The sequence below is a fragment of the Peribacillus sp. NPDC056705 genome (assembly GCF_043656335.1).
Genome location: NZ_JBHTYI010000008.1, coordinates 1 through 26836 on the forward strand (window position 1 = coordinate 1; position 26836 = coordinate 26836).

Here is a 26836-nt window from a genome sequence, read left to right on the forward strand (position 1 = left end):
TGTAATGAATATTTTCTGTTCGGCAGAAAAATTGGCCATAAAAAACACCCCATAAATGTTAGTTGGTGTCTAACATTTACGGGGCAGTTCAACTCAATGAAAATCGAGTTTGGCTACAGTTTTTTTATTAAAAATCGTTCCAGTTGATTTCAGAAATCCGTTCCCTTTCCGCCGACTGTCTGCCAAGCCTCCTGGCCGCAAGCGGCTGCGGTGTCTCGGCTAGCCAGTAATTCTGCAGGAGTGTCGCAAATTTCTTCAATCCAATAAGGCTTACAGTAAAAAAACATGAAGGATAATGCAGGTATAACCCAATTTTTAGGGTTTACAATTTGAGCATTGCCTCCAGGCACTCACTTTCCACATGAGGTTCGCCCTCGGCGCGTTTGTGCCTGTGCAGTCTCCCCCTGGACACTCTTTTCCCGCTGGAGTCTCGCACACCCTCTCCAATCAACTTTGTATTACTTTTTTCTAGAACTTTGTGGATAAACATTTTTCTACCCTGATCCATCTATAAAGATTTCCAATCCAATCTCATATTTAATAAAATTTCGTCAGCGATGATTACATCTCAGAATGTACTCTGATTCGTTATTTTTACTGTTTCACTTCACAGCGAGATAGAAATTATATTGAAGTTCTCACATATCCATGATACCTTCAGTTTATAGTGAATGGTTGGGAGGAATAGGTTTTGAACACTAAGGCGTTTTTATTGGCATCAATTTCAGTTATTATTTGGGGATCTACTTTCGCTGCTATTCGCGCAAGCTTGCATGGCGGGTATTCAGCCGGCCATTTGGTACTTGTGCGTTATCTTATAGCTTCAGGGATTTTTGCCCTTTATGCTCTATGGCCTGGGGTGAAATTTCGATTCCCGAAAAAAGAGGATTTGCTTAGGATATCGATCCTTGCATTTATTGGTATTAGTATTTATCATATCGGGGTGACATTCGGGGAACAAACCGTTTCGGCGGGAACGGCTGGAATGCTGATTGGTTCAGCACCTGTTTTCATCGCGATCATTGCTTCGTTCGTATTAAAAGAACGCCTCGGCCTATTCGGATGGATTGGTTTAGGTATAGGATTCGCAGGGATCACTTTAATAACATTAGGTACTGCAGGCCCTTCCTTGAATATTTCTGAAGGTGCATTTTTAGTGCTGATGTCTGCTATTGCTTCTGCAGTGTTTTTTGTTTTCCAAAAGCCGCTGTTAAGCCGCTATAATCCGATTGAATTGACAGCTTATTTCACATGGATCGGAACAATACCCTTTTTCATATTTTTTCCTGGGCTATTTCAAGAAATTCAACATGCTACAATGGAAGGTCATTTATCAGCGGTTTTTGTTGGTATTTTTCCTGCGGCCATCGGTTATGTAACTTGGGCAGTCGCACTTTCATTAGGAAAAGCCAGTTCCGTTTCCAGCTTGTTATACCTTGAACCTGTGATTGCCATTTTCGTCGCTTGGGTTTGGCTGCGGGAAGTGCCTAGTACTCTTTCAGTCATTGGCGGCGGGATTGCGATATTAGGGGTTCTCGTCGTTAATGGGTTCGGAAAGTATAAATCGGTAATGAAAAAAGCAGCATGATAGTTATTTAAACCAACTGGAAAAATCGCATCATTATAAATCCATCATGAAGAATGAACGTATATCCTTCTTGAAAGACTAAACACATAGGAGGGCACCCAATAAAGGAATTCACCCAGGTTGCTGAGATCCGATCAGTTACACCTTGCACCTGGGGAATTGGATTTTCTCCTCCTCTTTTAATTACTTAAAATTAAATCTATTCTTAAAGTCCCAATCCAATTTAAATGAATTATATTCACCTGTTAAAAATTTATAATCGATATAGGATTTTTCTTTTTTAGACATTTCGTCGACAAATGGCGAATAGGTCCGGAATACCAATACATTTTTCTTTTCATCAAACTCTACAAGTCTTAGCCAGCCATTCCCCCCTCGATAATTCGTTTGGTAATTGACCAACATTTGAATGACATCATTTCCTGCTGCATTTTGTTTTACCCGATGTGCTATCCCAAAATAATGCCCATTAACCGTCATGAACACTTGATTATGGTACTTTACAAGTTCATTCCAAATCAGCCGGCCATTAGACGACTCGACGGCGAGAGTTTTATCATCCTTAAGCTTTGGAAAGATAATATCATGGGAGACGAGGATTGTCGGTTTATCTTTATGCAGATCTAGAACCTTTTTTGACCATTCCAGGTCCTTATGCAGATTTTTCATATCGACTATCAAGACTAAGTATTCATAACTCCCTGCCTTAGCGATTGCATATGAGCTATACCCAGAGGGAGACGACCCCTTATAGTATGTTTTATTCAAAAAACGCTGCGGCCCATAATGTGTTAAGAAAGGGTCTCCGTCCGCATAGTCATGATTCCCGGCCGCCATCATATATGGAACATCCTTTTTATCCAAAAGGGAAATGGCACCGAGGGAATTCTGCCATTGTTTTTCTAAATCACTATCGATTATGTCCCCAACAAATGTATTCATGATAATATTGTTCTTCTTAGTGTTATTGGAAATCCAGTTCATTTGGCTATTGAATATCTCTGGATTTTGACTTGAATATTTCTGGGTATCTGGAACAAAAAGAAAATTATAATTCTTCTTATTCATTAGAAAGGGTAAAGCTTTGTTTGATCCTTCGAATGGTTCATCGTCACGGGCATCTTGCACAAGCCATTCTTTCTCGGTTAAAGCCTTTCTAGCAACTCGGATTTCCTGGATATTCCCTTTGAATAGTGCATTAAACTTATTTCCCCACTCAGATGCCCCGATGTTCCAGCCTTTACCTTTAACTGCTGCAATACCTATTACTTTTTCTGATTTTCCGTAATCACTTATGCCGTTCAATGTTAAAGTCGTCGTGTCACCATCATTAACAACGGCCAAATGGTACCATTCATCAGCATTTAATGATCGAGACCAATTGCTTACATTATAATTTAAATTAGATGGATGACTTGTCCAGTGGATTTTTTGATCACTGGATACAGTTAAAGAAGAAAGGATTTTCTTCTCGCCTTCCATTTTATTAAGATCTGCAGCCTGTCCTTGTCTAGAGAAAAGCCCCATGAGACTCTTGGAATCACTTGGCAACTTAAAAATCGCTTCAATGGTAAAGCCCTTATCGAATTTATCCGAATTGATAGGTGCATCCTTTTTGGTTTTGAAATACCTACCTGTAGGGGCATTTTCGTAATTAGCGAACTCCAAGCTATTCACTTTTTCTTCATCATGATAATCTTCTTCAGACCATTGAATCATTTTATTTAATTCAGGCGAGGCAGGATCACCAATCGTCACCAACTCTAAATCATTTCCATGCTTGCTTGTATCTTCTATAATTAAATTACCTTTATCGATTGAACCGCTTTTAACATGTTGTTTTGTGAATTTCCAATTTGCTACGATATTGCTTCGATTATTTTCAGCAACGGAATCAGCCGATTTGGCAATGCCAGGAACAATCATACATAAGAGTGAGAGACCTATTAATGCTTTTTTCATTCTCATAAAACATTCACCCCAATACATTTTGATTAAGCGATATACATTTACCCTTTTAGTCTACCTGGATTAATTTGTAGCGAACTAAGCCTAGGTAGAATTCCGTATAGCTGCAATATGGTATAGTTTGCTTATCTTCTCGATAACTTATTAAGGTTGAGTAAAAAAGACTTCTTCTTTTAAAGGGAATTAGGAGATAAGTCCTGATGTGTACAAATTATCTTGTTGAAATCAAGGATTACAACTAATTGTCAAAAGAGATTTGCAGTAATTTGAATTTCAGATGGCGAGGTAGGAAATAAGCAACGTGTTAGTATAAAGACAGGGATTTTTATCAAGAAAATGAGGTGAATATAATGGTGGGAAGGAGATAGGTAGCCTCCTGTAATAGAAGTGGTATTAATCTTAGGAGGCAATCTTGAATTATAGGAGATGTATGACTGTGAAACAAAACAAATATGATGATGCAAATTTCTTTTCTGCGTATGAGCAAATGCCACGGTCGGTCAAAGGACTTGAAGCTGCTGGAGAATGGCATGTATTAAAAGAGCTAATGCCAAATCTGCATAATAAGAGTGTACTTGATTTGGGATGCGGTTTCGGCTGGCATTGCCGATTTGCCCGAGAGCAACAGGCCAGTTCCGTCGTTGGTGTGGATATTTCAGGCAACATGCTACAAAGAGCACGTGAAAAAACGGATGATCCTTCCATTTCATATATGAAAATGCCCATTGAAGACATCGATTTTTCCGGCTTTGAATTTGATGTGGTTATCAGTTCGTTGGCTTTTCATTACATTGAGTCCTATGAGTCAATCTGTAAAAAGGTCCATGATTGTTTAAAGCCTGGAGGCGCATTTGTATTCTCGGTTGAACATCCAATCTTTACTTCCCGCAAAGAACAAGCTTGGTATGTAGATGATCACGGCAATCATCTGCATTGGCCAGTTGACAATTATCAATTCGAAGGTGTGAGAGAAACAACCTTCTTAACCGAAAACGTAGTCAAGTACCATCGTACGATTTCAACATATATAAATGACTTGATTGGTGCTGGTTTTAGCGTAAGAGCTGTAAAGGAACCGATGCCTTCTGATAATCTGTTAAAAAGTGTTCCTGAAATGAAAGATGAAAATCGAAGGCCCATGTTTTTAATGATTTCAGCAGTAAAGGAACCGAATTCTATTAATGAAGGAATCAAGTAAACGGCAAAAAGGCGTCTCTACGAAAGTAGGGACGCCTTTTTGCTATTATCATTATTTCTTTATACAATAAAGCGTTGATTATCGGCTTTAATTAGGTAATGATTAAATCAGTAACGTATGGAAAAGGGACTTTGGGGAGGGATATTGGTTGGAGAAGGTATTTCCGATTATTGAAACACGACGATTGATCTTAAGGGAAGTAACAATAGAAGACGCGGGTGATATGTTTAAATATTTATCTGATATAGATGTAGTGAAGCCAATGGGGTTAGATCCGTGCCAAACAGTAAATGACGTATGGGATGAAATTAAATGGTACGAATCTATATTCCAGGAAGGTACGGGAATCAGATGGGGAATTACATTGAAAGATTCCTGTAAGGTTTTAGGAAGTTGCGGTTTTCTGAATATGGTCACCAAGCATCATCGAGCTGAAATTGGATATGAGTTAATTAAGGATCATTGGGGAAAGGGCATTGCTAGTGAAGCATTTGAAGCTGTTGTTAAGTATGGTTATCGCCACTTTCACCTGGAGAGGATTGAAGCGTTAATTGAACCTGATAATCACCCATCCCAAAAACTCGTGGAAAAACAAGGATTTAGAAGAGAAGGATTGCTAAGGCATTATGAATATACTTGTGGTAAATTCGATGATTTATATATGTACTCACTCATAAAAGAAGATTTTAATGATATGTCCTTTAATTCTTTATCATGATTTTAAAAGAAAATTTGGTAATGTTTTTAACTTTTGTTTATAAAATTTGTACGTAGGGAACTCGCTTTCTGTGGGCGATCGGGGAACCTCCTCGGCGGTCTTTGCGCATGTGGGGTCTCCCCTAGACACGCTGTCCACGCAGGAGTCTCGAACACCCGATCCAATCAACTTTGATTTAAAATCAACTGGAACTTGGAGATTCTAAATGGTCTCACTCCTAACCGTGATTATAAACCAAACGTAGTATATTTTTTATGGATGAAACCCTCATTGGATGAAGAAATTTGCGACACTCCTGCCGAGTAACTGGCTTGCCGAGACTCGACAGCTGTTAACCGCGAGGAGGCTTGGCAGACAGTCGGCGGAAATGGAGCGGATTTCTGAAATCAACTGAATATTTTTAAAACTGAAGGCTAATCTGCTTTTATTCGAGTTTGTCTACATAAGAGACCGCTAAAAAAGCGGTCTTTTTCTATAGTTGGAAATTTCATGAAAAACCATCTATGTATATGAAATCTTAGTTTCCTCACTTGCCTGTATAATCTCTTTCAACCTTGCAAATTCGTGTTGAGTATGACGAGCACCAATCTTTCATCCCTTTTTCTTGTACTTTTTTGTGAGCGGCATTTTCTTTCCAAAGCTTTATGGCATCCAGGGACTTCCAATAGGATACGGTAATTCCTAACCCGTTTTGATCTCTTACGCTTTCAACTCCTAAATAGCCATCTTGTTGAGCGGCAAGTTCATCCATCAATTCCCCGGTTGAATGGTAGCTTGCGGCATCCTTATCGCTTCTTTGTGAAGTGAAAATACAAGCGTAATAGGGTGGTTCGGGAGTATTTGCAAACATGAAAAGATGCCCCCTTTTAACTAAATATTCAAAATAATACCACATAGGTGAGGACATGGATAGATGCCAGGTAAAGCGGTTCCTTGATATCCGCCAAGAAAACAAGGAGCTAAGAAACGGTATATATCACTGACACCGCAATTCTTCGGAAGGGATTTTATTCTTGATGCACGAATATATATTACCTTGATGGTTTTACAAAAAAAGGAGATGGTTTTGTGTGCGGGATTCGTTAGCAAACATATAGAAAGGGATGCATTTTTACCGAAACAACGAGATATTCTTTTGGTAAATGCATTAAAAGATTTATCAGCAGATCCTGATGTTTTGGCTATTTACATAGCCGGTTCATTAGCAAAAGGAAACCATGATAACTACTCTGATATAGATTTACACACCATTGTTATTCCAAAACGGAAAGCGGAATTTTTAAAGGGAAAAAGGGGTAGAGCCAATAATTGGGGCGATGTTTCCTTTCAAGAAGACTACAATCCTTCCTCACCGTATGTGGTCACTCATTATGATGCATTTGTGAAAGTGGATAGCTGGTATCACGCACCTGAGGAAATTGTACCCTCCATTTGGTTAAAAAGAGGCTGAAGTTCTTTATGATCCTATTAATATTCTGAGTCATGTTATTAATGAATCCGCAAAACAAGTGTATAAACCTTCACCGGATGAAGTTGAACATTGGAGAGGAAAGCTGCTTGCCTTTGTCCATGAAACCTACAGAGCCGTCATGAGGAGAGAAATGTTATATGCACTATCCAATCTTGATAAGATACGATGGCTGATTGTGTCTGGGTGGTATATGGAAATGGAAGTACATGTTGATGTGCCCTATGGAGTATGGACAAAAATCGAAGGAAATAGAAGTATATTAGCTAAAAAGCAATTATCCCTGTTGGAAAGTTGGGATTGTGGCCGTGATTCAAATGAAATGATAAAAACGTTGAGACGTATGATCCCAGAATTCCTAGACTAAATAAATGCCTATGTACGCAAGTGGGTGTTGAAATAAATGAAGACCATATCAAGAGTATAATGGATATGGTTATCTGAAGGTTATAGGACACTCGTTGTTCGTGTAAAATGTGTAATCACTTTTGGAGGGATGACTAAGTGGCAGAATTGGTATATCATGTAGCTGTTTCACTGGACAATTTCATTGCCGATCAAGCAATGTTGGATGGGAATATCAATCAATCATTTTTCTTATTTGAAGGAGATCATGTCCCAGACTTTTTATCCGATATCCAGCAATATGAAGCGGTGTTGATGGGAAGGAAAACATATGAATTTGGATTTCAATTCGGAGCTAAACCGGGTGAACCAGGTTATAAGGGATTGAAACATTATATATTCTCGAGCTCCCTTCAGTTTGAATCGAATGAGGAGGTAGAACTTATCGAAGGAAATGCCGTAGCGTTTATCGAAAACCTCAAGCTGCAAGGTGACGGAAAGCTATGGCTTTGCGGGGGCGGAGAATTGGCTGGAACGTTATTAAAACATAAACTCATTGATCAATTGGTGCTGAAAGTGAATCCAGTCATAATCGGTGACGGCACTCCTCTTTTCGGCAGCGTTAAGCCAAGTCTAAAATTGGATTTAGTTGACATGAAACAATATCCAAACGGAGTGATTAAACCTACATATAATATTATTTATACTTAGGAATATGGTGGAGGGCTGCCAATACTTCATTCTTAAAGACTTTCCTTCAATAGTTAGGGCTGCTTTGGAGCAGCTTTTTTTTGATGAAATTCATTGGTTATTAAAACTTTTCAAAAGTGAGAAGTTAAAATATTCAAAGAAAATTAATTAGAAATTTATTTTTAACATATATCCTTTCAGTATCACTTGAAAGGAGTTTTTCTATGAGGAAAATGTTGAAAGTATCAAAGAATATATTTTTTACCTTCATTGCTATTATCATATTTGTAGCAATAGCTGTTTTTATTTACCATAATTATCAAAAGGGAAAGGAATCATCATTAATTAGAGAAGGAACATCGGTTGATTTTAATAACAAAGGAATTAATGTATATACGGAAGGCAGCGGTGAGGATACATACGTTTTTATGTCCGGTTCCGGGATTGCGGCTCCAGTTTATGAATTGAAAGGATTATATAGTAAGTTTGCAAAAGAAAATAAAATTGCAGTCATTGAAAGAGCTGGATATGGATACAGTGATGTTTTTCACGATGATAGGGATATTGATACAATATTGGAACAAAGCAGGAAATCATTGATGGAAAGTGGAAATAAACCTCCTTATTTTTTGGTTCCACACTCAATATCAGGTATCGAAGCAATTTACTGGGCACAAAAATACCCAAGTGAAGTAAAGGGAATCATTGCTTTGGATATTGGTTTACCGCACCAATATGTAACTCATAAAATGGGCATGGTAGATTCATTGACTGTAAGAGGAGTGAATATTTTAACGAAAATGGGTTTGCACCGCCTTTTTCCTTCTGCTGTTTATAATCCCGAAGTGATTCGGCAATCATTCTTAAGTGACCATGAAAAGGAAATATATAAAGCACTATCATATAAACAGTTTTTTAATGATGATATGGAGCAAGAGCTTTTACAGAGTTACAGTAATGGGAAAAAATCAGTGAGCTTGCCGATTCCAAAAGGTACACCCATTTTATTTTTAGATGCGATTGCCGATGAAAATAAGGATTCTAAATATACAAAACAAAAAAATGAAGATTATGAGAAGTTTGCAGAGAAACTATTAAAAGCCGATGTAATAAAACTGAAAGGGACCCACAGCATATATTTATATGCGCCAGATGAGATATATGATCTTGCCATGGAATTTATCAAATGAATAAAGAAAGGTTTTGTGATGAAAAGATATAATATTTTAATAGTTGAAGATGACTTGATGATTGGTGATTTATTGAAAAAAATTTTGCAACGCGAAGAATACAATGTACGTTGGATGAAAGATGGAAAAGATATTATAGATATAATCCATGAAATGGATTTAGTCATTATGGATGTTATGCTGCCAGGAGATGATGGCTATCAAATTACCAAGAAAGTAAAAAGTCTAGGATTAAATATTCCAGTTATTTTTCTATCTGCCCGAAATGATATCGAAAGCAAACTCCAAGGTTTGACAATGGGTGAGGATTATATGACTAAGCCTTTTGATCCCAGGGAGCTATTGATAAGAATGCAGAAATTGCTGGATAATCAATATGGTACTTTCACGCAAATTAAGCATATATATATAGATGCCGAACATAAGAAGGTATTCAATAATGGCAATGAAGTGGTTTTTACTGCGATAGAGCGTAAAATATTTTTCTATTTATATGAAAATAGGGATCGGATCTTAACGAAAGAACATTTCTTTGAATATTTATGGCAGCTCGAAGATAGGAATCAAAATATCATTAATGTACATATAAAAAAAGTTAGAACCAAAATCAATGATAACAACGGTGAGATCATCCAAAATATATATGGGGAAGGGTATAGATTGAATACCTATATAAAGAAATGAAATTAAAGAAAAAATATCAGCTATTATTATTTATCGCCGTTATTAGCGTGCCATTTATATTACTGTTAATCAGTATCCTTATGTCAATCATTTATGATTTTGCCTTTAAAACCAAAAATGATGACATTCCTTTTCATCAATCTTTTGCATATCCAACAATGCTTGGGGTATTCATTTTAACATTATTATTGTTAGCCTTCTTATTTTCCAAATCTATTAACTCGCTATTAAATAAAATAAATATATTGAATGAAACCATCAGGAATTTAGCTAGTGATAAGGAGATTCCGAATATCTTAGAGATTAAAAGCAATGATGAAATCGGGAAATTAACTAAATCTGTGAACTTATTGATAGAAAGAACGACCTTTCGGGAATTGGAACTAAAACAACAGGAGGAAATGAAAAAGGAACTCTTGAATAAATTAAGGCATGACATCAATACCCCTTTAACAGCAATAAGATTACAATTGTTTTATTTAGAAGGGCAATATACGGATCAAGTTCCACTATTGCAATCACTATATCAACAAATTGATTATATTTCCGAATTAACAAATGAATATAAAATACAATCCACAGATGCTTTAGATAATTCTTATATCTTAAATGATGAAGTGAATATGCACGATTTAATAGAAATGATGGTTAAAAAATGGGGCTATTTGTATAACATGCATGGTATTGAATTAATTTATCATCCATTACATGGAAAGTTGGAATGGATAAGTAATGACTTGTGGCTTCAAAGGTTATTCGATAATGTTTTCCAAAATGTCTTGAATCACTCGAGGGCTGATAAACTTGTGATAACCATTGAAAATAATGGGATCAGTATAAAGGATAATGGAATTGGTTTTGATATCGATAGTAAAAGTAAGGGGCTTGGTTTAAAAATAATTGAGGATATAGCCAAAACACTACATATAAAATATAATTTGCAATCAAACGAAAGCGGAACTTCATTTTGTTTTACAGCCGAAAAAACGATATAAGTCTCAATTGATTCGTTATTTTTACGGCATTAATATCCGGGGATTTTGTCAAGGATTCATCAATATCATTCTTTTCAGATAGTTTGCCCTATGCAACATAGTTATATATCACTTACTTATATAAAGTAATACAAAAAGGTTGCTATAGACCCACCCATTTTTAAGTTGATATGATATTCAGGTACTTAATTGTGGGGGGAAGTTGAATGGAAGAACAAAAATATAATGACCTCAAATTAGGCGAACGTGGTGCAATCATTAGTATCATTGCTTATATTTGTCTATCAATCATGAAACTTGTTATAGGATACATAAGCGACTCAGCGGCCTTGAAAGCGGATGGTTTGAACAACACGACCGATATTATCGCGTCCATTGCCGTGCTGATCGGTTTAAGGCTAGCTCAAAGACCCCCCGATAAAGATCATGGTTATGGTCATTGGAAAAGTGAAACGATTGCTTCGATGGTAGCTTCATTCATCATGTTTGCTGTTGGTATACAAGTTTTAATAGATGCCGTTGCTTCCATGCTTAAAGGTGGAAAGGAATCACCTGACATTATTGCAGGGTATGTAGGTATTTTATCAGCAATAGCCATGTATTTTGTATACCGATATAATAAAAAGCTTGCTATAAAAATTAATAGTAAAGCCGTTATGGCAGCTTCAAAAGATAATATTTCCGATGCTTGGGTAAGTATCGGAACAGCTATTGGGATTTTCGGTTCCCAATTAAATATGCCTTGGCTTGATTCCCTTACTGCCATCATAGTTGGATTATTGATATGCAAAACAGCCTGGGAGATTTTCATTCAAGCCTCGCATGAACTTTCTGACGGGTTTGATGAAAATAAAATTCATCTATATAAGGATGTAATTACAAATGTGGATGGAGTCAAGGGGATAAAAGAAATTAAAGGGAGAAATTACGGGAATAATGAAGTGATTGATGTTGTCATCCTTGTCAATTCTACCTTGGATATTAAAGAAGCACATGATATAGCGACCCATGTCGAGAAAGTGATGATGAAGGATCATGGAGTGTATGATGTTCATGTCCATGTGGAGCCCAATTAATTCTCTCCCTTGAGCATTAATAAAAAGGGAATAAAATGGCTTTACAAACATATGAATAATATGCAATCATTCATTACATTGGAAGGAAAAGGTACCTTATACAATGAAGCAGTAATCTTATCAAATAAACAGTAAATCTAAATCTATATCAATGGGTGTAATCGGTTAGATATGTTCAAAAAAATACGTGTCACTTTGTTTGCTTACCGGGTTTATTGGTGAGTAACGTGAATCACCATTTCATTTGAACAAGAATCTATTGAGATACCCTTGTGAGATTTTTAATGATCATGTTTAGAGATGGGATTCGTCTGTTCGTTTATAGGGACTAATTCATATACAACTGCTTTATCTGTTATCAAATCAGATGAGGTATATTTGGTTTATGTATATTAATTTAGTAACAGGCGATCTCTCTCTAGAAAAATAGAGGGGGATTTTTCATGTTATTTTTAAAAGCGAATGATTTAAAGAAAAGTTACGGGAACCGTGAAGTTCTTTCCGTTGACTCACTTCATCTTTACAGCCATGACCGTGTTGGATTGGTTGGTAGGAATGGAGAAGGTAAAACGACCTTGCTTTCTATCCTAGCGGGCGTGAGGGAACCCGATACAGGTCATATAGAAAGCTATCGAACAGTCGGCTATATCCCGCAAATTGAAGAAAATGAACAAGAAATAAGCGGGGAGTTAACGAGCATATGGAAACTGCCCAATGAGAATCAAGAAATCATAAGCGGCGGCGAGCGTACTCGAAGGAAAATCGCCGCAGCCCTGTCCTCCAATACGGATGTATTGATTGCGGATGAACCTACCAGCCATTTGGATATATCCGGAATTGAACAATTGGAAAAGGATTTAAAGTCTTTTAATGGCGCTATTTTGCTTACTTCACATGATAAAGCTTTCTTAAATCACCTGTGTACAACAATATGGGAAGTCGAGCAAGGCAAGTTAACTGTATATGAAGGGAATTACGAAGCGTATATCAAACAAAAGCAAGCAAAAACAGAAAAGGAAAATAAGCAATATGAAGAGTATACCCGTGAAAAGAATCGGTTGAAACAGGCTGCCCAAAACCTCCAAGCCAAATCTGATTCAATTAGGAAAGCCCCTAAACGAATGGGCAATTCAGAAGCAAGGCTCCATAAACGGAGCTCCGGGAAACAGAAGGCGAAATTGAATCGTTCCGCTGAAGCGATTGAAACTAGAATCGAAAAATTAGCAAAAAAAGAAAAGCCGAAGGAAGATCCCCCTATAATCTTTGATATTTCGGCATTTCCATCTTTGCATAGCAAAAGGGTCATTCGATTTAATGGCTGTTCCCTGAAAGTCGGGTCAAGGATACTGAAACAACATATTTTTGGAGATGTCCCCCTAGCTTGCCGACTCGCCATCAATGGTCAAAATGGTTCAGGAAAAACGACATTATTGAAAAAGATAGTGGAGCAGCACCCAGATTTATATGTCGCTAAGCCAGCAAAAATTGGATTTTTTGCCCAACAACAAGAAAACTTGAATGAAAGTAAAACGGTTCTTGAAAATATATTGGAGGAAAGTCCCTACAATCAATCCTTTATTCGTACGCTATTATCCCGATTAGCTTTTAAAGGAAATGATGTTCACAAACAAGTATCCCTTTTAAGCGGTGGGGAAAGAGTCAGAGCTTCCCTGGCAAAAGTTTTTTTGGGAAACTATAATGTACTGGTTTTGGATGAACCTACAAATTACCTGGATATTCAAACTAAAGAGGCTCTAACCGAGGTGTTAAAAGCATATCCAGGAACGATCGTTTTTGTGACTCATGATCGTTCATTGATTCAATCGCTTGCAACACATGCACTTTCATTTGAAGATGAACCTCCGAGAGTATGTGCTATCAATCAGAAATCAACTAAATCGGCTACGCTTAAAGATGGTCATCTAGATAAACAGGCTGAACTTCTTATGATTGAAGTGCAAATCGCCGAGACCCTTGGGAAGCTGTCCAGTGTAATGAAGGAAGAGGAAAAGGAGGAATTGGATAGGGAATACCTCCATCTCTTGAACAAGAAAAAGGAGCTTGAAGATTAAGTGCCATCCATTATTAATTGCCCGGTTAAAGTAGGTGAATATAAAATAGCAATAAAATGGATGAGTCCTAATTAATCTTGATTGGTATAAGAAATATATGGAGATTTTATCAAATGGCAGTTTTTCCGAAGTGACTCAATAGTCACTTTGGATGACGCTATATAGGGAAAGGGGGAAATTACGAAAAAATCAGTAATCCGTATCCTGCCACGGCAACTGAATAAAACCAATACATAGAGGAATAAAGGTCCTTGCTCAAACTTCAGTAATTTGAGGGAGAACCTTCACTTGGTCCTTTGAACGGTGATTATTAAAACCAATCAAAAAGGAATGCCAATTATTTTAAGCATTCCTATGCATTCAGATTTTTCTGCTGTTGCTCTCGTTTTCCGGTTTCTTTATGATTGCGTATGCAAGGTATCCTATTAAGCCCATAAATAATCCGGTGCCGCCTACAATATAAATCATTGTAAACACTTTTCCAAATGTTGTCTGCGGTTCAAAACTTGGATGCCCAACCGTACTAAGAGTAACAACACAGAAGTAAAGGGATTCAATCACAGTCAGACTTTCCTGCTTAACATAGAAAATTGTGCCGGAAAGTAACATAATCAGGACCAATACGAAAAGAACCTGGAAGTTCTTCAATTTAAAAGCAGACCATAGAGCCTTTAGGAAACGTTTCAAGGTGAGGATAAATGAAATCATTGGTAATTCCTTTTCCTTTCGGTTTCATTCCATTTTAAGTAAAGTGAATTAGTATATCCTGATATCGAGCTTGATCGGTTAATCATTCTACTATACAGGAATTCCTTTTAGATTGACAAAAAAACGTATTGATTTTAATCTGGTATGAACTAAAAGTGTTGGTAACCATAACCAATAGAAGGTAAAAGTAAAAGAAGGAGGTCAATCATGAAACCGCGTATTACTGTCATAACATTAGGTGTTGATGATTTGGAAAAATCGTTGAAATTCTATCGGGATGGCCTGGGATTTCAAACAGAAGGAATAGCAGGCAAAGAATTTGAGCATGGATCCGTTGCTTTTTTCGACCTGCAAGAAGGCTTAAAGCTTGCCATATGGAATCGCATGGATATAGCTCATGAGGCCAAGGTTCCTCTATCTCCGGCAAGTCCTACTGAATTTACCCTTGGTCACAATGTAGGTAGTAAAGAGGAAGTGAATATTGTGTTGGAAAAAGCAAAAAAAGCTGGCGCAATCGTAACCGATCCGGCACATGACACTTTTTGGGGAGGATACTCTGCACACTTTCAAGACCCTGATGGACACCTTTGGGAAGTCGTTTGGAATCCGCAGTGGGACATCACGGAATCTTGAATGTGATCCATTTCAAATCGTTCTCGCTGAATAGAATCATGTTTTAGAAAACATCCTCAGCACCTCAAGTTTTAATATTTCTAAAAAGACTCTAGGCAAAAGGATTCTATCTAAAGGTTAAAACAAGGTTGATTGGTTCGGGTGTTCGAGACTCCTGCGGGAACAGCGTGTCTACGGGAGACCCCACAGGCGAAAGCCGAGGAGGCTCCCGGACCGCCCCGCGGAAAGCGAGTGCCTGGAGTGGCAAGCAACGTCCAAATTGTACAAGCCATAAAAAACTGTAGACAAAATCGATTTTCATCGAGTTTGTCTACAGTATGAAAAAGCACTTTACCTTGGGGTTAAGTGCTTGTTTTTTTATTAATGAATTCTCTACTTTTTGCAATACTTTCTTTATTCTTTTCAATCGCTTCGTTATTACTGTATTTTACCTGATTAACACTCTCATTATCTTCCATGTATTCAAGCAACAAATCTACAGCTTTATCCATCAATCTTTCGATGGGGATATTTTTTTCTTCAGCCAGTTTAGTGAGTCTATTATTCAAGTACGGATTGAGGGTAATGTTTATTGGTTTTCTGGTTTCAGAATTAATAAGTCGTTCCACCTACAGTCTTTTTATCTATCATATACCTTTAATTGAAGTTAAACAAATATGTGTAGGGAAATGTAAATAGGCTTGTACAGAATTGAAGAGGCAGGGAGCTTTCTTTTTTGCTGTTCGAGGTGAAGCAAGGATTTTACACTTCTATGATTTCAAAGTTTGTAACACAAACCATATTTTCAATTGCTCCCGATCCATGCTCAAGATCATCTGATGACTTCCATGACAACAAAAGATTTAGCGATGGAAATCGTGGAATTACACGAGAAAATACAAAGGAACTAATGAATTCCTTTTAAGAGGTTGCTGCGGCAGTCTTTTTCTTATGGAACAAACGGGTGAAAATGCTCGAATAAGGCGGCGATGCATTTCTTTAGCATAGATTCATGAACCTAAGCTATGGCATTTATGGGCCACTCAAGATTAGGATTCTCCGAAATTTTAAATTATACTAATGTTCATGGCAGTAGCAAATAATACTGACATGAATTAACGATGGATAATCATGATGGAATGGAGAACAAACAACTGATTAACAAGACTAATCACGGTATAAAAGGGGAGAAAAACATGCAAAGAGTCAATCTAACTGAAGATTTTAGTCTTTCACGCATTGTTCACGGTATGTGGAGGTTGGCAGATTGGAGATTTTCTACAGATGAAATCCTATCTCTTATTGAACATGGAACGGATCGGGGCATCACTACATATGATCACGCCGATATATATGGCAGCTATACGTGTGAAGAGATTTTTGGGAAAGCACTTTCATTAAAGCCATCTTTACGCGATAAAATGGAGATCGTTACGAAATGTGGCATAGTTCTTAAATCCGAAAACCGTCCTTCTCATAAAAGTCACCATTATGACACTAGTAAAACCCATATAATAAAGTCTGTTGAACAATCTCTTATGAATCTTAAAACGGATTATATTGATTTATTGCTTATCCATCGTCCGGATCCCCTGATGGACCCGGCGGAAACAGCTGAGGCGTTTAATCAATTAAAAGAATCAGGAAAGGTCCGTAACTTTGGCGTATCGAACTTCAAAAAACCGCAATGGGATATGCTTCAATCTTACCTTGAATATCCCCTTGTGACGAATCAACTGGAACTTTCCGCATATAATCTTGAAAACTTCGAGGACGGAACCGTCAATCTATGTCAACAAGCGGGCGTGGCTCCTATGGCTTGGTCCCCTCTTGCAGGAGGAAGCATCTTTGAGGAATCGAATGAAAAGGCTGCCCGATTAAGAAAAACGTTAGAAATCGTAAAAGAAGAAATCGGTGCTAATGGAATAGATGAAGTGATGTATGCATGGCTATTGAGGCATCCTGCAAAAATCATTCCCATCGTTGGATCCGGTAAGAAAGAACGACTGGACAGCGCCATCGATTCACTAAACCTAAGCATGAAAAAAGAGCAATGGTTCAATATTTTAACCAGCTCGATGGGACATGATATCCCGTAATGAACTGTACCGTTAAACAAGAAACCATGCCTTCATTAATGGGGACCTCCGTGAAGAGGTCCCCATTCTTAAATGGCAAACAATGACGAGATGGGCTTTCACTTTTCAAACCATGATTTTTGGTGAATGTTTTCTAGTACTATTAAAATTCTGCCGTATAATAAAAATACTATTTCATATTTGAGGTGAAACAACATGAAAATCGGGGTAATAGGCTCAAAGGATTTTTTTGGAATCCATATCAACCCACTTTCCCATGTTTCCTGAGGTACAATTCATTTCCTTTCAATATGATATGCCGGAAGAAAGCAGTAAATTAATAGAAAATGCGGGAAAACAAATCGATCTTGTACTGTTTTCAGATTCCATACCCTTTTATTATGGATACGAAAAGGTTAAAAGGGATTTTGTGGAAGTTGTTTGTGTCCCATTTTCTGGACTTTCAGATAATTCTTGCTCCATACCTTCTATTTGACTTTCACTAACAGTGGTCTTGGTGAATTATAATAATCGTATTTTGCATCAAAACTCTTGTGACAGTCGTTTTTCCATTTCTATTATTGAAGGGCGGGCAGACATTTTCAATGATGGAACCTCCTGATCATTCAAGCCAGTAGCAATGACAATTACAATAATTTCATCTTTTAAGTTTTCATCAATAACAGAACCGAAAATCATATTTAACTCTGAGTCTGCCGCAGAAGTAACAATATTTGCTGCCTCTTGTACTTCATATAGACTTATATTGGCGCCTGTGAGTTTCATTAACACACCTTGGGCTCCGTCGATGGAAGTGTTAAGTAACGGACTGGAAATGGCTTTCTTTGCAGCTTCCGCAGCGCGATGTTTACCTGTTGCCCTGCCAATGCCTATTAAGGCAGATCCTTTATTGGACATGATTGTTTTCACGTCTGCAAAATCAATGTTGATTAAACCTGGTACAGCAATTAAATCCGATATACCTTGGATACTTTGGCGAATAACATTATCCGCTTCAAGAAATGCTTCAAGCATGGGTGTATTTTTATGTAAAATCTCCAATAAGCGATCGTTAGGAATAACAATTAATGTGTCCACTGCTTTCTTCATTGAGGCGATTCCGCCTGCTGCTTGTTTTGCACGCTTATGGCCCTCAAACGCAAACGGAAGTGTTACAACGCCAATGGTTAGTATGTCAAGCTCACGGGCAATTTGAGCAATAGCAGGGGCAGCGCCCGTTCCTATACCGCCGCCCATTCCGGCTGTAACGAGTACCATGTCTGTACCTTTTAATGCTTCTTGGATATGCTCTTTGCTTTCTTTAACTGCTTGTTTACCTACCTCTGGATTTGCCCCTGATCCTAAACCTTTTGTCAATGTTGCACCGATTTGTATCTTGACCTCTGCTTTTGATAAATTAAGTGCTTGTGCATCAGTATTAACAGCTATGAATTCTACACCTTTAACTCCATGCTCGATCATACGGTTAACGGCGTTATTTCCTCCGCCGCCAATACCAATTACTTTAATATTGACTGATGAGTTTACACTTGTAACAAACTCCATTTTATAGGACCTCCTAGTTCATTGAAATTACCTTGTTTCAAACTATTCAAATAAATAGCGGAAACACTCATTCATTTTATTCGAAATGTTTTATCTTTCTTATATTTAGATTTAGTTAAATAAAAAGGCATTGTCGTTAGAAGTCCAGTAAAGGAGACTCCTAACGACAATGCCTTTCATTGAACCCTTCCATTCTTTGCTAAAGGTGGGTGGGTTCGATATCCTAAAAAGGTAATCTTTGTTTTTATTCTAAGGTAATTCCACTATTAAATCAATATATATACATTATTACAAGCAAATACGTATCTATGAAGACGGCTCTGATACAAAAATAATTAAAAGTATACTAAAATGAGTTTAAAATTGATATATAGTTTCCAAAATATATTATTGGCAATCGCACGGCTGCTGAACAATGAAGAGGCTTTTATAGTCGAATCCGAATAGTTTTATAAATAAGTAGATGTAAATAATTAAGAAACCCAGCTAATCTTCTCATGTGAAGGTAACTGGGTTTTAAAGTTGTATGTGCAAAAATTGGGAAAATATATAACCAAGAATGAGAAGGTGGGGAACATGGAAGTGAATATGAGTATTGAAGAAATTGCAGGCATCCTTATCCTACTTATATCACTTTTCAGATTGCCTTGTTCATATCAATCAGTTTAGGCGGTGAGAACCAATCTGAATCAGGCATGTCCGGTGAAGGTGGCGCAGGTACAGCGCGGATGTCATCTGAATTCTCATCCCGCTATTTGTCCCGCAGGTCAGCTCTATCATGTTTCCTATGGAATCCACTGCACGATACAGATACCTCCATTGACCTTTTACTTTGATATACGTTTCATCACTCTCCAGGAGTCTTTTGTTGGCTTAAGATGACGTCGTACCCTTACCCTTTCATCTAATTCCGGTCCATATTGTTGATAACCGTTGTGTGAGCCATCGATAAGCCGCGTTCTTCCATCATTTCAGCCAAATCACGAAAACTGAGGTTGTCCCGCAGGTACCATCTCACGGTTAACAAAATCATATCAGGTTGACAATGTTTCCGCTTAAATACATTTTCCTTTTCCATACTGACCACGTCCATTTTAAGAGTACTAATATCAGTGTGTCCAAGATTTAGAGACTACCAGAGGAGAAAGAAGAAAAACGGAGCTTTGACAACTCTCTTCACCAGGACAAAATACCCTTTTATCTCCAATTCAAGATTGAATTTTCATAATTTTCAAATATGTTATTTCGTAAATAGTCAGAATATGCTAATATTTGTCTTGTTATATAGATATAAGGGGGAGAAAAGATTGAAGAAAAAAGCATTAAAGTACATTCTCACTAGTGGGATTTTGGCTTCCACTCTTGTAGGAACCACAGCTTTTGCTGAGCCTGTCACTACTCCAAATGGTCCTTGGGTACAGGATGGACAGAACCTTTCCTTATCAGGTCTGATGTCAAATGAGCAATTGGAAAGCAAATTAAAGCAGATCGAAAAGACAGCGAAAGGGAAGATGGGGCTTGAGCAATTTGGAACATCCAACGATGGGTACCCACTATATGTAGCGAAATTTGGTGACAATGATCCAGAGAAGAAGAGGGTCCTTGTTTATACTCAAATTCACGGAAATGAGCCGCTCGGCACAGAAGCAATTGTTGAGTTAATGCAGCAGCTATCATCGGGCAGTAAAGAAGTAAATGATATGTTGGATGAGGTGAGTGTTTGGTTTGTGCCACGTTTAAATCCTGATGGAACAGCGAACCAATACGAGGGGAAACAATTTCCAACCAGGTATTCTCATCAAACATGGAATCCAAAAGAATTAGGCCTTCCAGCTGATACAAAAGCACCTTGGTATTACAATGCAGAAGGTAGCGAGAGAGCCCAAAACAATGATGGAAGCGTGGTTTACGGGATCCCTGGTTTCGACTTAAATCGTGATTTCCATCCGAATTATGATTTTGACATAATGGAAGAGATTAAAAAGGATCCACAGAAAGTGGCAGAAGTGTTAAACAATAGTGCCACAAATAATGGAGCAAACGCATCACTTGTCTTTTCACCGGAAACACGTGCACTTACAGAATTGACCCAAGAACTAAATCCGGATGTTGCCATTGACATTCATCACCGAGGCTTTAACCGCTTGTCAGAAGAGGACAGCCGTTCAGTTTCCATCCAGCTGCTTGCCCAATTTACAACCAAGCCTTATATAGACCCGTTCAGCGGGAAGAACTATGTGTTAGACGAGGATGTCCTTACCTTGAGCAAAAAAGTCAATGCCGTCGCTTATGAGTCGTTGCAGCTCGGAAACTCCTCTTTCGGCGCGATTCAAAAATATCCGACCGTGAACTACCCAGGCTCTGGACTTGGGTCCATCCAGTTAAATGGCACAGCCACGATGTTAATTGAAATAAAGGGACAAACCCAAACGCTCGGTCAGAAGCAAAACGGAATGCTTAAAAAAACAGCAAAGGTTCCAGTCATAGCGGTTCTTAACGGATTAGCAGACGGTTCCCTTGAAAACGCCGATCCTGCTGTTTATGATGCCATCCCAAGCACTGCCCTAGGAGTAAGCCCTGGGAATAAACATTAATTTTAGCGGTTGTTGTGAAGCGGTTGATTTTTAAAGGATGTACCATAATAGGAGAGTTATCCATAGTGATTAACTCTCCTATTTGTTGTTTTAAATAGATTGTAGGGGCTCTAGAAATTTGGAGGATACAGAGTCTCATTAAATTTTTGTTACATCTAAAATTTTATTAATTGTGGTATTGAGTCGGTACCTGTCACACCTTGGATATGTATATGAAAAAAGAGGTGGAGAAGATTTATGCCGATTCCATTTCCGTCGAGATCACCCGCCAAAATAAGGATATTGGTTTCATTTACATTTTAAATCTTTTCCTGCTTGTTTTTGAGGGGGCATGAAAATTTCTACTGTATTGGTTTTTCCGTGTACCTCTTCTTCTCTAATTCAAGGTCACCTAAATCTATTATTTAAATAATATGGATTAATGATGTGCTCCGCACCACTATCATCGATTTGACCGTCATTATTTTTTCTTCGGTATCAAAGGTGTTTTAGGGTCCAATTCCAAGCAGCCCATTTTCTGATTGAAGGACCACTTGTTTATTTTCTTCTATAAAGTTTCCAACAAGGGTAGGCATACCAATTCCAAGGTTAACATAGCTCCCTGATTGAATTTCTTGTTCCGCTCTTTTTGATAATTTTCTCCCTAACGCTCTTTATCTACATGTATCCTCATCTAATCAGCCAATTAATTGAGTTGTTATTCTTTCAATTCGATTTTCTTTGCTTCCTTGAATTAATCGTTGTACATAAATCCCAGATGTGTGGACATGTCCTGGGGCAACTTGAATTATAATCTTGAGTTGGGGAATTTAGCTTACAGAAGAGTCGAAGGACTAAGTATGTAATTAAATGAGAGTTAAAAAAACCTCATTTAGATGCGTTACGCTGAAGCGTACCATAAGTAATATAATGAGGCTTTTACGCATATAAAGAAAAAACGCTATCCTGATTATTTAATTAAAATTCAAAGTATAAATAATCAATGATCTCTTAATAGTCCATACCGCAAATGCTTACACCGCTTGTGCTTTTATTGTGAGAGTTAAGAAAAATGATAGGTAGAAGGTGACAAACATGGAAGCAATCGTCCTAGCTGCTGGATATTCCAGCCGAGCGAATGCATTTAAAATGACTTTGCCGATGGGGCAAATGAGCGTGTTGGAGCAAACGATCTCTAAATTTGAAGGATTATGCAGCAGGGTCATCGTCGTAGCTGGGTTTCAAGCGGAAATCATCCAAGAGGAAATTGCCAAAATCATCAGTAAAAATGCCTATTCATTTCAGATCAAGTTTGTTTATAATGAAAACTTTAACATGGGAATGTTTCATTCCATTCAAAAGGGCTGCAACGAAGTAAATGCCCCAACCTTCTTTATAACACCCGGAGATTGTCCGCTTGTTAAAAAAGAGACTGTTCAGCTAATAGCAAAACACAAAGGAAACGTGGTTATTCCCAGCTTTGACTATAAAGGCGGCCATCCCATTAAATTATCAAGCGAAGTGAAACAGAAAATTCTCGAAACCAATCCAGAGAGTAATTTGCGTCTGGTCCTTGGTGGTTACGAAAAGCAATACATGAATATAGATGATGCGGGAGTATTAATGGATGTTGATACACCGGAGGATTACCAAAAAGCCATTGATTATGATAAGCGAAGTAAAAATATAATTAAAAACTAGGAAAATCTTGAATAGAAATGAATCATAAAAGATCATTCTCATTGATAAAATCATAGGAAGAGGTTTCTATTCAGAATATGTCCCAATAAAAATATGAGTCGAAGGGTGTTGTTGCAATGAATCTCAAAGACATAAGCACCTCAGTGCCCAAAAAGGACCATAAAGGTAAAGTATCGGGCCAGTTGCCCTATATTAGTGACGTGAAATTGGAAAATATGGTTTATGGTGTTTTGTATCGATCGCCAATTGCTTATGGAAAAGTCATATCCATTCAATTACCTAACCTTCCGGAAGGGTATGAAGCTGTTGGAGCAGTGCATATCCCCGGACCGAATTATGTCAAAATTATCAAAAAAGACCAGCCCATTTTTGCCAATGAGTGGGTCAATTATATTGGTGAGCCGATTCTCATGCTCACGGGCAAAGACCTGGATATCCTGTACAGTTTGTTAAATGAAGTGGAGATTGAATTTGAAGAACATCAGGCTATCTATACATTGGACGAAGCGATCAAGCAAAAATCAGTATCCTTAGTTTTGGCAAGCCATGAATTTGGGGAAAGCTTAGAGAATATTTCAGCTATCGAGCAGGGAGCCCATCAAATCATAGAAGAAGAATATGATACGGGTTATCAGGAGCATGTCTACCTTGAGCCGCAAGGAATGCTCGCCGTTTATAAGGATGATGAAATTGTCGTCCAGGGATCGATGCAATGTCTTTATTATATAAAAAATGCATTGCTAAGCGCATTAGCCTGTGGTGACGATGAAGTTAGAGTTGTTCAAAGTCCTACCGGCGGAGGTTTTGGCGGCAAAGAAGATTATCCTTCGATGATGGCTTGTCACGTAGCCGTTGCCGCAAGAGCAGTCAAAAAATCGGTAATGCTCGTGTTCGACCGTTCTGAGGATATGCTGGTTACGACGAAAAGACATCCGGCCAAACTCAAATATCGAACGGCCCTTGATAAGGAAGGAAATATTTTGAGCATGTGTGTTGACATCTTTCTCGATGGAGGGGCAAATGTGGGATTGAGCGATGTCGTGCTCCAGCGCGCATTAATAAACGGTGCCGGTGTTTATAAAATTCCGCATTTTCATGCAAAAGGCTATGTCTTAAAAACAAATACCGTTCCGAACGGCGCCTTCAGAGGCTTTGGTGCTCCACAAAGCTTTGCCGGAATCGAAAGTCATATTGGACATCTTAGTAAACTGGCAAAAATCGACCCGCTTGAATATAAACGAAAATACCTCGTCAAACAAGGAGACCCCACCATCACCAAAGGTAAATTCCGCGACCCGATATTAGTGGAAGAAATGATTGAGGACGTACTCAACGTGTCAGAATACAAAAAGAAAAAAGAAGATTTTCAGCGCTTAAATCAACAAAATCAGCGCTGTAAAAAAGGCATAGGAGCTTCGTTGTTCCTCCACGGCTGTGGATTTACAGGCAGTGGCGAAAGAGATCATATAAAAGCAACGGTGAAGCTGGTTAAATCAAAGGACGACCAGGTATCACTAAAAATCTCAAACTCTGATATGGGACAAGGTATTTTGACGACGTTGTGTAAAATTGTCGCCAAAGAACTTAACCTCCCGTTCGAAGATATTTTGTGCCCTTATCCCGACACAAAAGAGGTTCCCGACTCGGGTCCGACCGTAGCTTCCAGGACGACGATGATTGTCGGGAAATTGCTTGAACGGGCCGCAAAAAAACTTAAGGATCAGTGGCAAACAGGGGTGGAACAGGAAGTAGTTGAACACTATGTTCACCGTGAAATGATTCCTTGGGACGAGAAAACCTTCACTGGAGATGCCTACCCGGCTTATTCATGGGGCGTTAATATCGTTGAAGTAGAAGTTGATACGTTAACAGGAAATATAAAGTTAGAAAAAGTATACGGCAATTATGAAGTTGGGAAGGTCATCGATGAACGGATTATGAAAGGCCAAATTGACGGTGGTTTGGCTCAAGGGCTAGCATACGGTTATCTAGAAAAGATGACGTCAAAGCAAGGTAGAATCCAACAAAAAAGCATATCGGATTATGGACCGCCGACTTCATTGGATGTTGTTTCAATTGAAAGCAAGGTCTTTGATAACCCCTATGCTGATGGTCCATACGGGGCGAAGGGGGCAGGTGAATTGACTTTAATCGGAGGCGCTCCAGCAGTCCAATCTGCGATCGAGGATGCCCTGCAAACTTCTTTTCAGCAAATTCCGATTACACCGGAAGTCATTATTGAAAGTCTTTGGATGAAAGAAGGTGAAGAGGGTTGATTAAATTCACACTAAATGGAAGAACGGTAGAAACTGACGCCCCTGCTACAGCAAGATTACTAGATTTATTAAGAGATGAGTTTGAGTTAATCGGAACAAAGGAAGGCTGTGGTGAAGGGGAGTGCGGAGCCTGCAGTGTTTTTGTGAATAACCTTCTGCAAAACAGCTGCCTTATTCCAATTGGCTCGATTGCTGGTGCCGATATTCAAACGATCGAAGGCATCACTGAAACGGAACAATTTAAAATTTTAGATGAGAGCTATTCCATCGCCGGGGGAGTGCAATGCGGCTATTGCATTCCGGGGATGATTATGGCAAGTGCAGCTTTGTTATCTGAAAATCCTCATCCTTCAGAGGCTGAAATTCGTGAAGGCATCTCCGGAAATCTGTGCCGATGTACGGGCTACAATATGATTGTTGAGGCAATTAACCTAGCAGCTAAAAAAGGTGATGGCTTATGGTAGAGAAAATAACAGCGAATCGCTTCGAGAGTTTAGACGAAACGTTGAGCCAATTGAATAGAGAAGATTGTTCAATCATAGCCGGAGGCACCGATGTTATGGTTCTTCACAAAAGTAGAAGGGGAGTACCTCCGAAAATCCCTAAACCGATTGTTTTTATAGATCATCTTTCCGAATTAAAGCAGGTGTATCAACATCACAAGGATCTCCACATCGGGGCCTGCTGTACCTATAGTGAATTACTTGAAAATCCGCTGATTCCTTTTGCTTTAAAGAATGCAATTAAAACAATTGCTGCCCCGGCAATTAGAAACCGGGGAACATTAGGCGGTAATGTTTGCAACGCCTCTCCAGCCGGTGACATGCTTCCTTTATTATATGTATACAATGCAATGATTCTGTTGCGCTCCGTAAATGGTGATCGCATGGTTGCGATTAGCGATTTTATTAAAGGTCCACGACGGGTTCAACGCTTTCACAATGAAATAGTAATGGAGATTATTCTGCCGTTCGTATTAGAAGATTCACATGTCGTTTTCGAGAAAGTCGGCAACCGCAACGCAGATGCCATTGCCAAAGTATCGTTTGCGGGTTTCGTCCGGTTAAGCAAAGATCGAATCGATGACATTCGATTTGCCTTCGGGGCGGTCGGACCTACGATGGTTCGTTCCATTGATATTGAGAATAAGCTGGTTGGAAAAACGATACCATTAGCCGATGCAGACATCTCTGCGATTGTGGCAGCTTTCGATAAGATCATTAGACCAATCGACGATCAACGCTCCACTGCGGCTTACAGAAAAACCGTTGCGTTACATCTTTTACGTTATTTTCTTAGCGTGAAGCAATATCAACCGAATTAATGTTTT

At 38.4% G+C, this 26836-nt stretch carries 25 protein-coding genes and 3 pseudogenes; 20 read left to right on the forward strand and 8 right to left on the reverse strand.

The features are described from left to right. Nucleotides 1–149 precede the first annotated feature (149 nt). The gene (locus tag ACFRAK_RS12465) at nt 150–350 is read right to left on the reverse strand and encodes a hypothetical protein (protein ID WP_387708449.1); all 201 of its coding nucleotides are present in this window, start codon (nt 348–350) and stop codon (nt 150–152) included. Nucleotides 351–691: 341 nt separating this feature from the next. Here ACFRAK_RS12465 and ACFRAK_RS12470 point away from each other — a divergent pair, with 341 nt between their 5' ends. Next, nucleotides 692–1588, forward strand: a complete 897-nt coding sequence (locus ACFRAK_RS12470; protein ID WP_387708451.1) for a DMT family transporter — start codon at nt 692–694, stop codon at nt 1586–1588. A gap of 183 nt (nt 1589–1771) precedes the next feature. On the opposite strand, the gene ACFRAK_RS12475 is transcribed toward ACFRAK_RS12470, so the two are convergent. Further along, the gene (locus ACFRAK_RS12475) at nt 1772–3556 is read right to left on the reverse strand and encodes a laminin G domain-containing metallophosphoesterase family protein (protein ID WP_394571797.1); all 1785 of its coding nucleotides are present in this window, start codon (nt 3554–3556) and stop codon (nt 1772–1774) included. Nucleotides 3557–3992: 436 nt separating this feature from the next. Here ACFRAK_RS12475 and ACFRAK_RS12480 point away from each other — a divergent pair, with 436 nt between their 5' ends. Both ACFRAK_RS12480 and ACFRAK_RS12485 read left to right on the forward strand, forming a co-directional pair. Further along, nucleotides 3993–4754, forward strand: coding sequence for a methyltransferase domain-containing protein (locus ACFRAK_RS12480; protein WP_394571798.1), 762 nt, complete (start codon nt 3993–3995; stop codon nt 4752–4754). A 148-nt stretch (nt 4755–4902) separates the two neighbouring features. Next, entirely contained in the window at nt 4903–5472 is a 570-nt protein-coding gene (locus ACFRAK_RS12485) for a GNAT family N-acetyltransferase (protein WP_394571799.1), read from the forward strand. 526 nt (nt 5473–5998) lie between these two features. Here the strand turns inward: ACFRAK_RS12485 and ACFRAK_RS12490 are convergent. Beyond that, nucleotides 5999–6322, reverse strand: coding sequence for an antibiotic biosynthesis monooxygenase family protein (locus ACFRAK_RS12490; protein WP_394571800.1), 324 nt, complete (start codon nt 6320–6322; stop codon nt 5999–6001). A 189-nt stretch (nt 6323–6511) separates the two neighbouring features. Between ACFRAK_RS12490 and ACFRAK_RS12495 the strand changes: the two genes are divergently transcribed. From ACFRAK_RS12495 to abc-f, 8 genes are all read left to right on the forward strand, one after another. Continuing rightward, a complete protein-coding gene (locus ACFRAK_RS12495; RefSeq protein ID WP_394571859.1) occupies nt 6512–6922 on the forward strand; it encodes a nucleotidyltransferase domain-containing protein in 411 nt (136 codons plus the stop codon). Between the two features lie 217 nt (nt 6923–7139). Continuing rightward, on the forward strand, nt 7140–7307 hold the full coding sequence (locus ACFRAK_RS12500; RefSeq protein WP_394571801.1) for a hypothetical protein: 168 nt from the start codon (nt 7140–7142) through the stop codon (nt 7305–7307). 137 nt (nt 7308–7444) lie between these two features. Beyond that, a complete protein-coding gene (locus tag ACFRAK_RS12505) occupies nt 7445–7996 on the forward strand; it encodes a dihydrofolate reductase family protein (protein ID WP_387595234.1) in 552 nt (183 codons plus the stop codon). Nucleotides 7997–8199: 203 nt separating this feature from the next. After that, nucleotides 8200–9165, forward strand: a complete 966-nt coding sequence (locus tag ACFRAK_RS12510) for an alpha/beta fold hydrolase (RefSeq protein ID WP_394571802.1) — start codon at nt 8200–8202, stop codon at nt 9163–9165. An 18-nt stretch (nt 9166–9183) separates the two neighbouring features. Then, complete coding sequence (locus tag ACFRAK_RS12515; RefSeq protein ID WP_394571803.1) at nt 9184–9849, forward strand: response regulator transcription factor; 666 nt, start codon at nt 9184–9186, stop codon at nt 9847–9849. Continuing rightward, nucleotides 9846–10844 carry a sensor histidine kinase gene (locus tag ACFRAK_RS12520; protein ID WP_394571804.1) on the forward strand — a complete coding sequence of 333 codons (999 nt, stop codon included), beginning with the start codon at nt 9846–9848 and terminating at the stop codon, nt 10842–10844. The genes ACFRAK_RS12515 and ACFRAK_RS12520 overlap by 4 nt, the downstream gene beginning before the upstream one ends. 206 nt (nt 10845–11050) lie before the next feature. Then, nucleotides 11051–11920, forward strand: coding sequence for a cation diffusion facilitator family transporter (locus tag ACFRAK_RS12525; RefSeq protein ID WP_394571806.1), 870 nt, complete (start codon nt 11051–11053; stop codon nt 11918–11920). A 443-nt stretch (nt 11921–12363) separates the two neighbouring features. Next, nucleotides 12364–13992 carry a ribosomal protection-like ABC-F family protein gene (gene abc-f, locus ACFRAK_RS12530; protein ID WP_394571808.1) on the forward strand — a complete coding sequence of 543 codons (1629 nt, stop codon included), beginning with the start codon at nt 12364–12366 and terminating at the stop codon, nt 13990–13992. Nucleotides 13993–14352: 360 nt separating this feature from the next. On the opposite strand, the gene ACFRAK_RS12535 is transcribed toward abc-f, so the two are convergent. Continuing rightward, the gene (locus tag ACFRAK_RS12535; protein WP_387595252.1) at nt 14353–14700 is read right to left on the reverse strand and encodes a potassium channel family protein; all 348 of its coding nucleotides are present in this window, start codon (nt 14698–14700) and stop codon (nt 14353–14355) included. Nucleotides 14701–14907: 207 nt separating this feature from the next. Between ACFRAK_RS12535 and ACFRAK_RS12540 the strand changes: the two genes are divergently transcribed. Next, nucleotides 14908–15333 (forward strand): VOC family protein, encoded by a 426-nt coding sequence (locus ACFRAK_RS12540; RefSeq protein WP_394571809.1) that lies wholly within the window; start codon nt 14908–14910, stop codon nt 15331–15333. 341 nt (nt 15334–15674) lie between these two features. On the opposite strand, the gene ACFRAK_RS12545 is transcribed toward ACFRAK_RS12540, so the two are convergent. Further along, entirely contained in the window at nt 15675–15941 is a 267-nt protein-coding gene (locus ACFRAK_RS12545) for a ribbon-helix-helix domain-containing protein (RefSeq protein WP_394571810.1), read from the reverse strand. Between the two features lie 180 nt (nt 15942–16121). Here ACFRAK_RS12545 and ACFRAK_RS12550 point away from each other — a divergent pair. Both ACFRAK_RS12550 and ACFRAK_RS12555 read left to right on the forward strand, forming a co-directional pair. Continuing rightward, a pseudogene (locus tag ACFRAK_RS12550) lies at nt 16122–16223 on the forward strand (PTS lactose/cellobiose transporter subunit IIA); the annotation flags it as partial. A gap of 285 nt (nt 16224–16508) precedes the next feature. Then, nucleotides 16509–17411, forward strand: a complete 903-nt coding sequence (locus tag ACFRAK_RS12555; RefSeq protein ID WP_387595259.1) for an aldo/keto reductase — start codon at nt 16509–16511, stop codon at nt 17409–17411. A gap of 522 nt (nt 17412–17933) precedes the next feature. Here ACFRAK_RS12555 and ftsZ read toward each other — a convergent pair. After that, a complete protein-coding gene (gene ftsZ, locus ACFRAK_RS12560) occupies nt 17934–18956 on the reverse strand; it encodes a cell division protein FtsZ (RefSeq protein WP_387595262.1) in 1023 nt (340 codons plus the stop codon). A 771-nt stretch (nt 18957–19727) separates the two neighbouring features. Continuing rightward, nucleotides 19728–20034: pseudogene (locus ACFRAK_RS12565) on the reverse strand (DDE-type integrase/transposase/recombinase); the annotation flags it as partial. A gap of 229 nt (nt 20035–20263) precedes the next feature. On the opposite strand from ACFRAK_RS12565, the gene ACFRAK_RS12570 reads away from it, so the two are divergent. Then, on the forward strand, nt 20264–21550 hold the full coding sequence (locus ACFRAK_RS12570; RefSeq protein WP_387595264.1) for a M14 family zinc carboxypeptidase: 1287 nt from the start codon (nt 20264–20266) through the stop codon (nt 21548–21550). A gap of 212 nt (nt 21551–21762) precedes the next feature. Beyond that, nucleotides 21763–21885: a hypothetical protein gene (locus ACFRAK_RS12575; protein WP_387708351.1), complete on the forward strand. Its 123-nt coding sequence runs from the start codon at nt 21763–21765 to the stop codon at nt 21883–21885. 156 nt (nt 21886–22041) lie between these two features. Here the strand turns inward: ACFRAK_RS12575 and ACFRAK_RS12580 are convergent. Then, a pseudogene (locus ACFRAK_RS12580) lies at nt 22042–22188 on the reverse strand (CoA-transferase); the annotation flags it as partial. A gap of 436 nt (nt 22189–22624) precedes the next feature. Here ACFRAK_RS12580 and ACFRAK_RS12585 point away from each other — a divergent pair. The 4 genes from ACFRAK_RS12585 to ACFRAK_RS12600 all read left to right on the forward strand — a co-directional run bounded on the left by ACFRAK_RS12585 (nt 22625) and on the right by ACFRAK_RS12600 (nt 26830). Continuing rightward, nucleotides 22625–23230 (forward strand): nucleotidyltransferase family protein, encoded by a 606-nt coding sequence (locus ACFRAK_RS12585; protein WP_387708830.1) that lies wholly within the window; start codon nt 22625–22627, stop codon nt 23228–23230. Between the two features lie 116 nt (nt 23231–23346). After that, nucleotides 23347–25506 (forward strand): xanthine dehydrogenase family protein molybdopterin-binding subunit, encoded by a 2160-nt coding sequence (locus ACFRAK_RS12590; protein WP_394571811.1) that lies wholly within the window; start codon nt 23347–23349, stop codon nt 25504–25506. After that, a complete protein-coding gene (locus ACFRAK_RS12595; protein ID WP_387595273.1) occupies nt 25503–25970 on the forward strand; it encodes a (2Fe-2S)-binding protein in 468 nt (155 codons plus the stop codon). Before ACFRAK_RS12590 ends, ACFRAK_RS12595 begins: the two co-directional genes overlap by 4 nt. Next, nucleotides 25964–26830, forward strand: a complete 867-nt coding sequence (locus ACFRAK_RS12600; protein WP_394571812.1) for an FAD binding domain-containing protein — start codon at nt 25964–25966, stop codon at nt 26828–26830. The genes ACFRAK_RS12595 and ACFRAK_RS12600 overlap by 7 nt, the downstream gene beginning before the upstream one ends. The last annotated feature ends 6 nt before the right edge of the window (nt 26831–26836 follow it).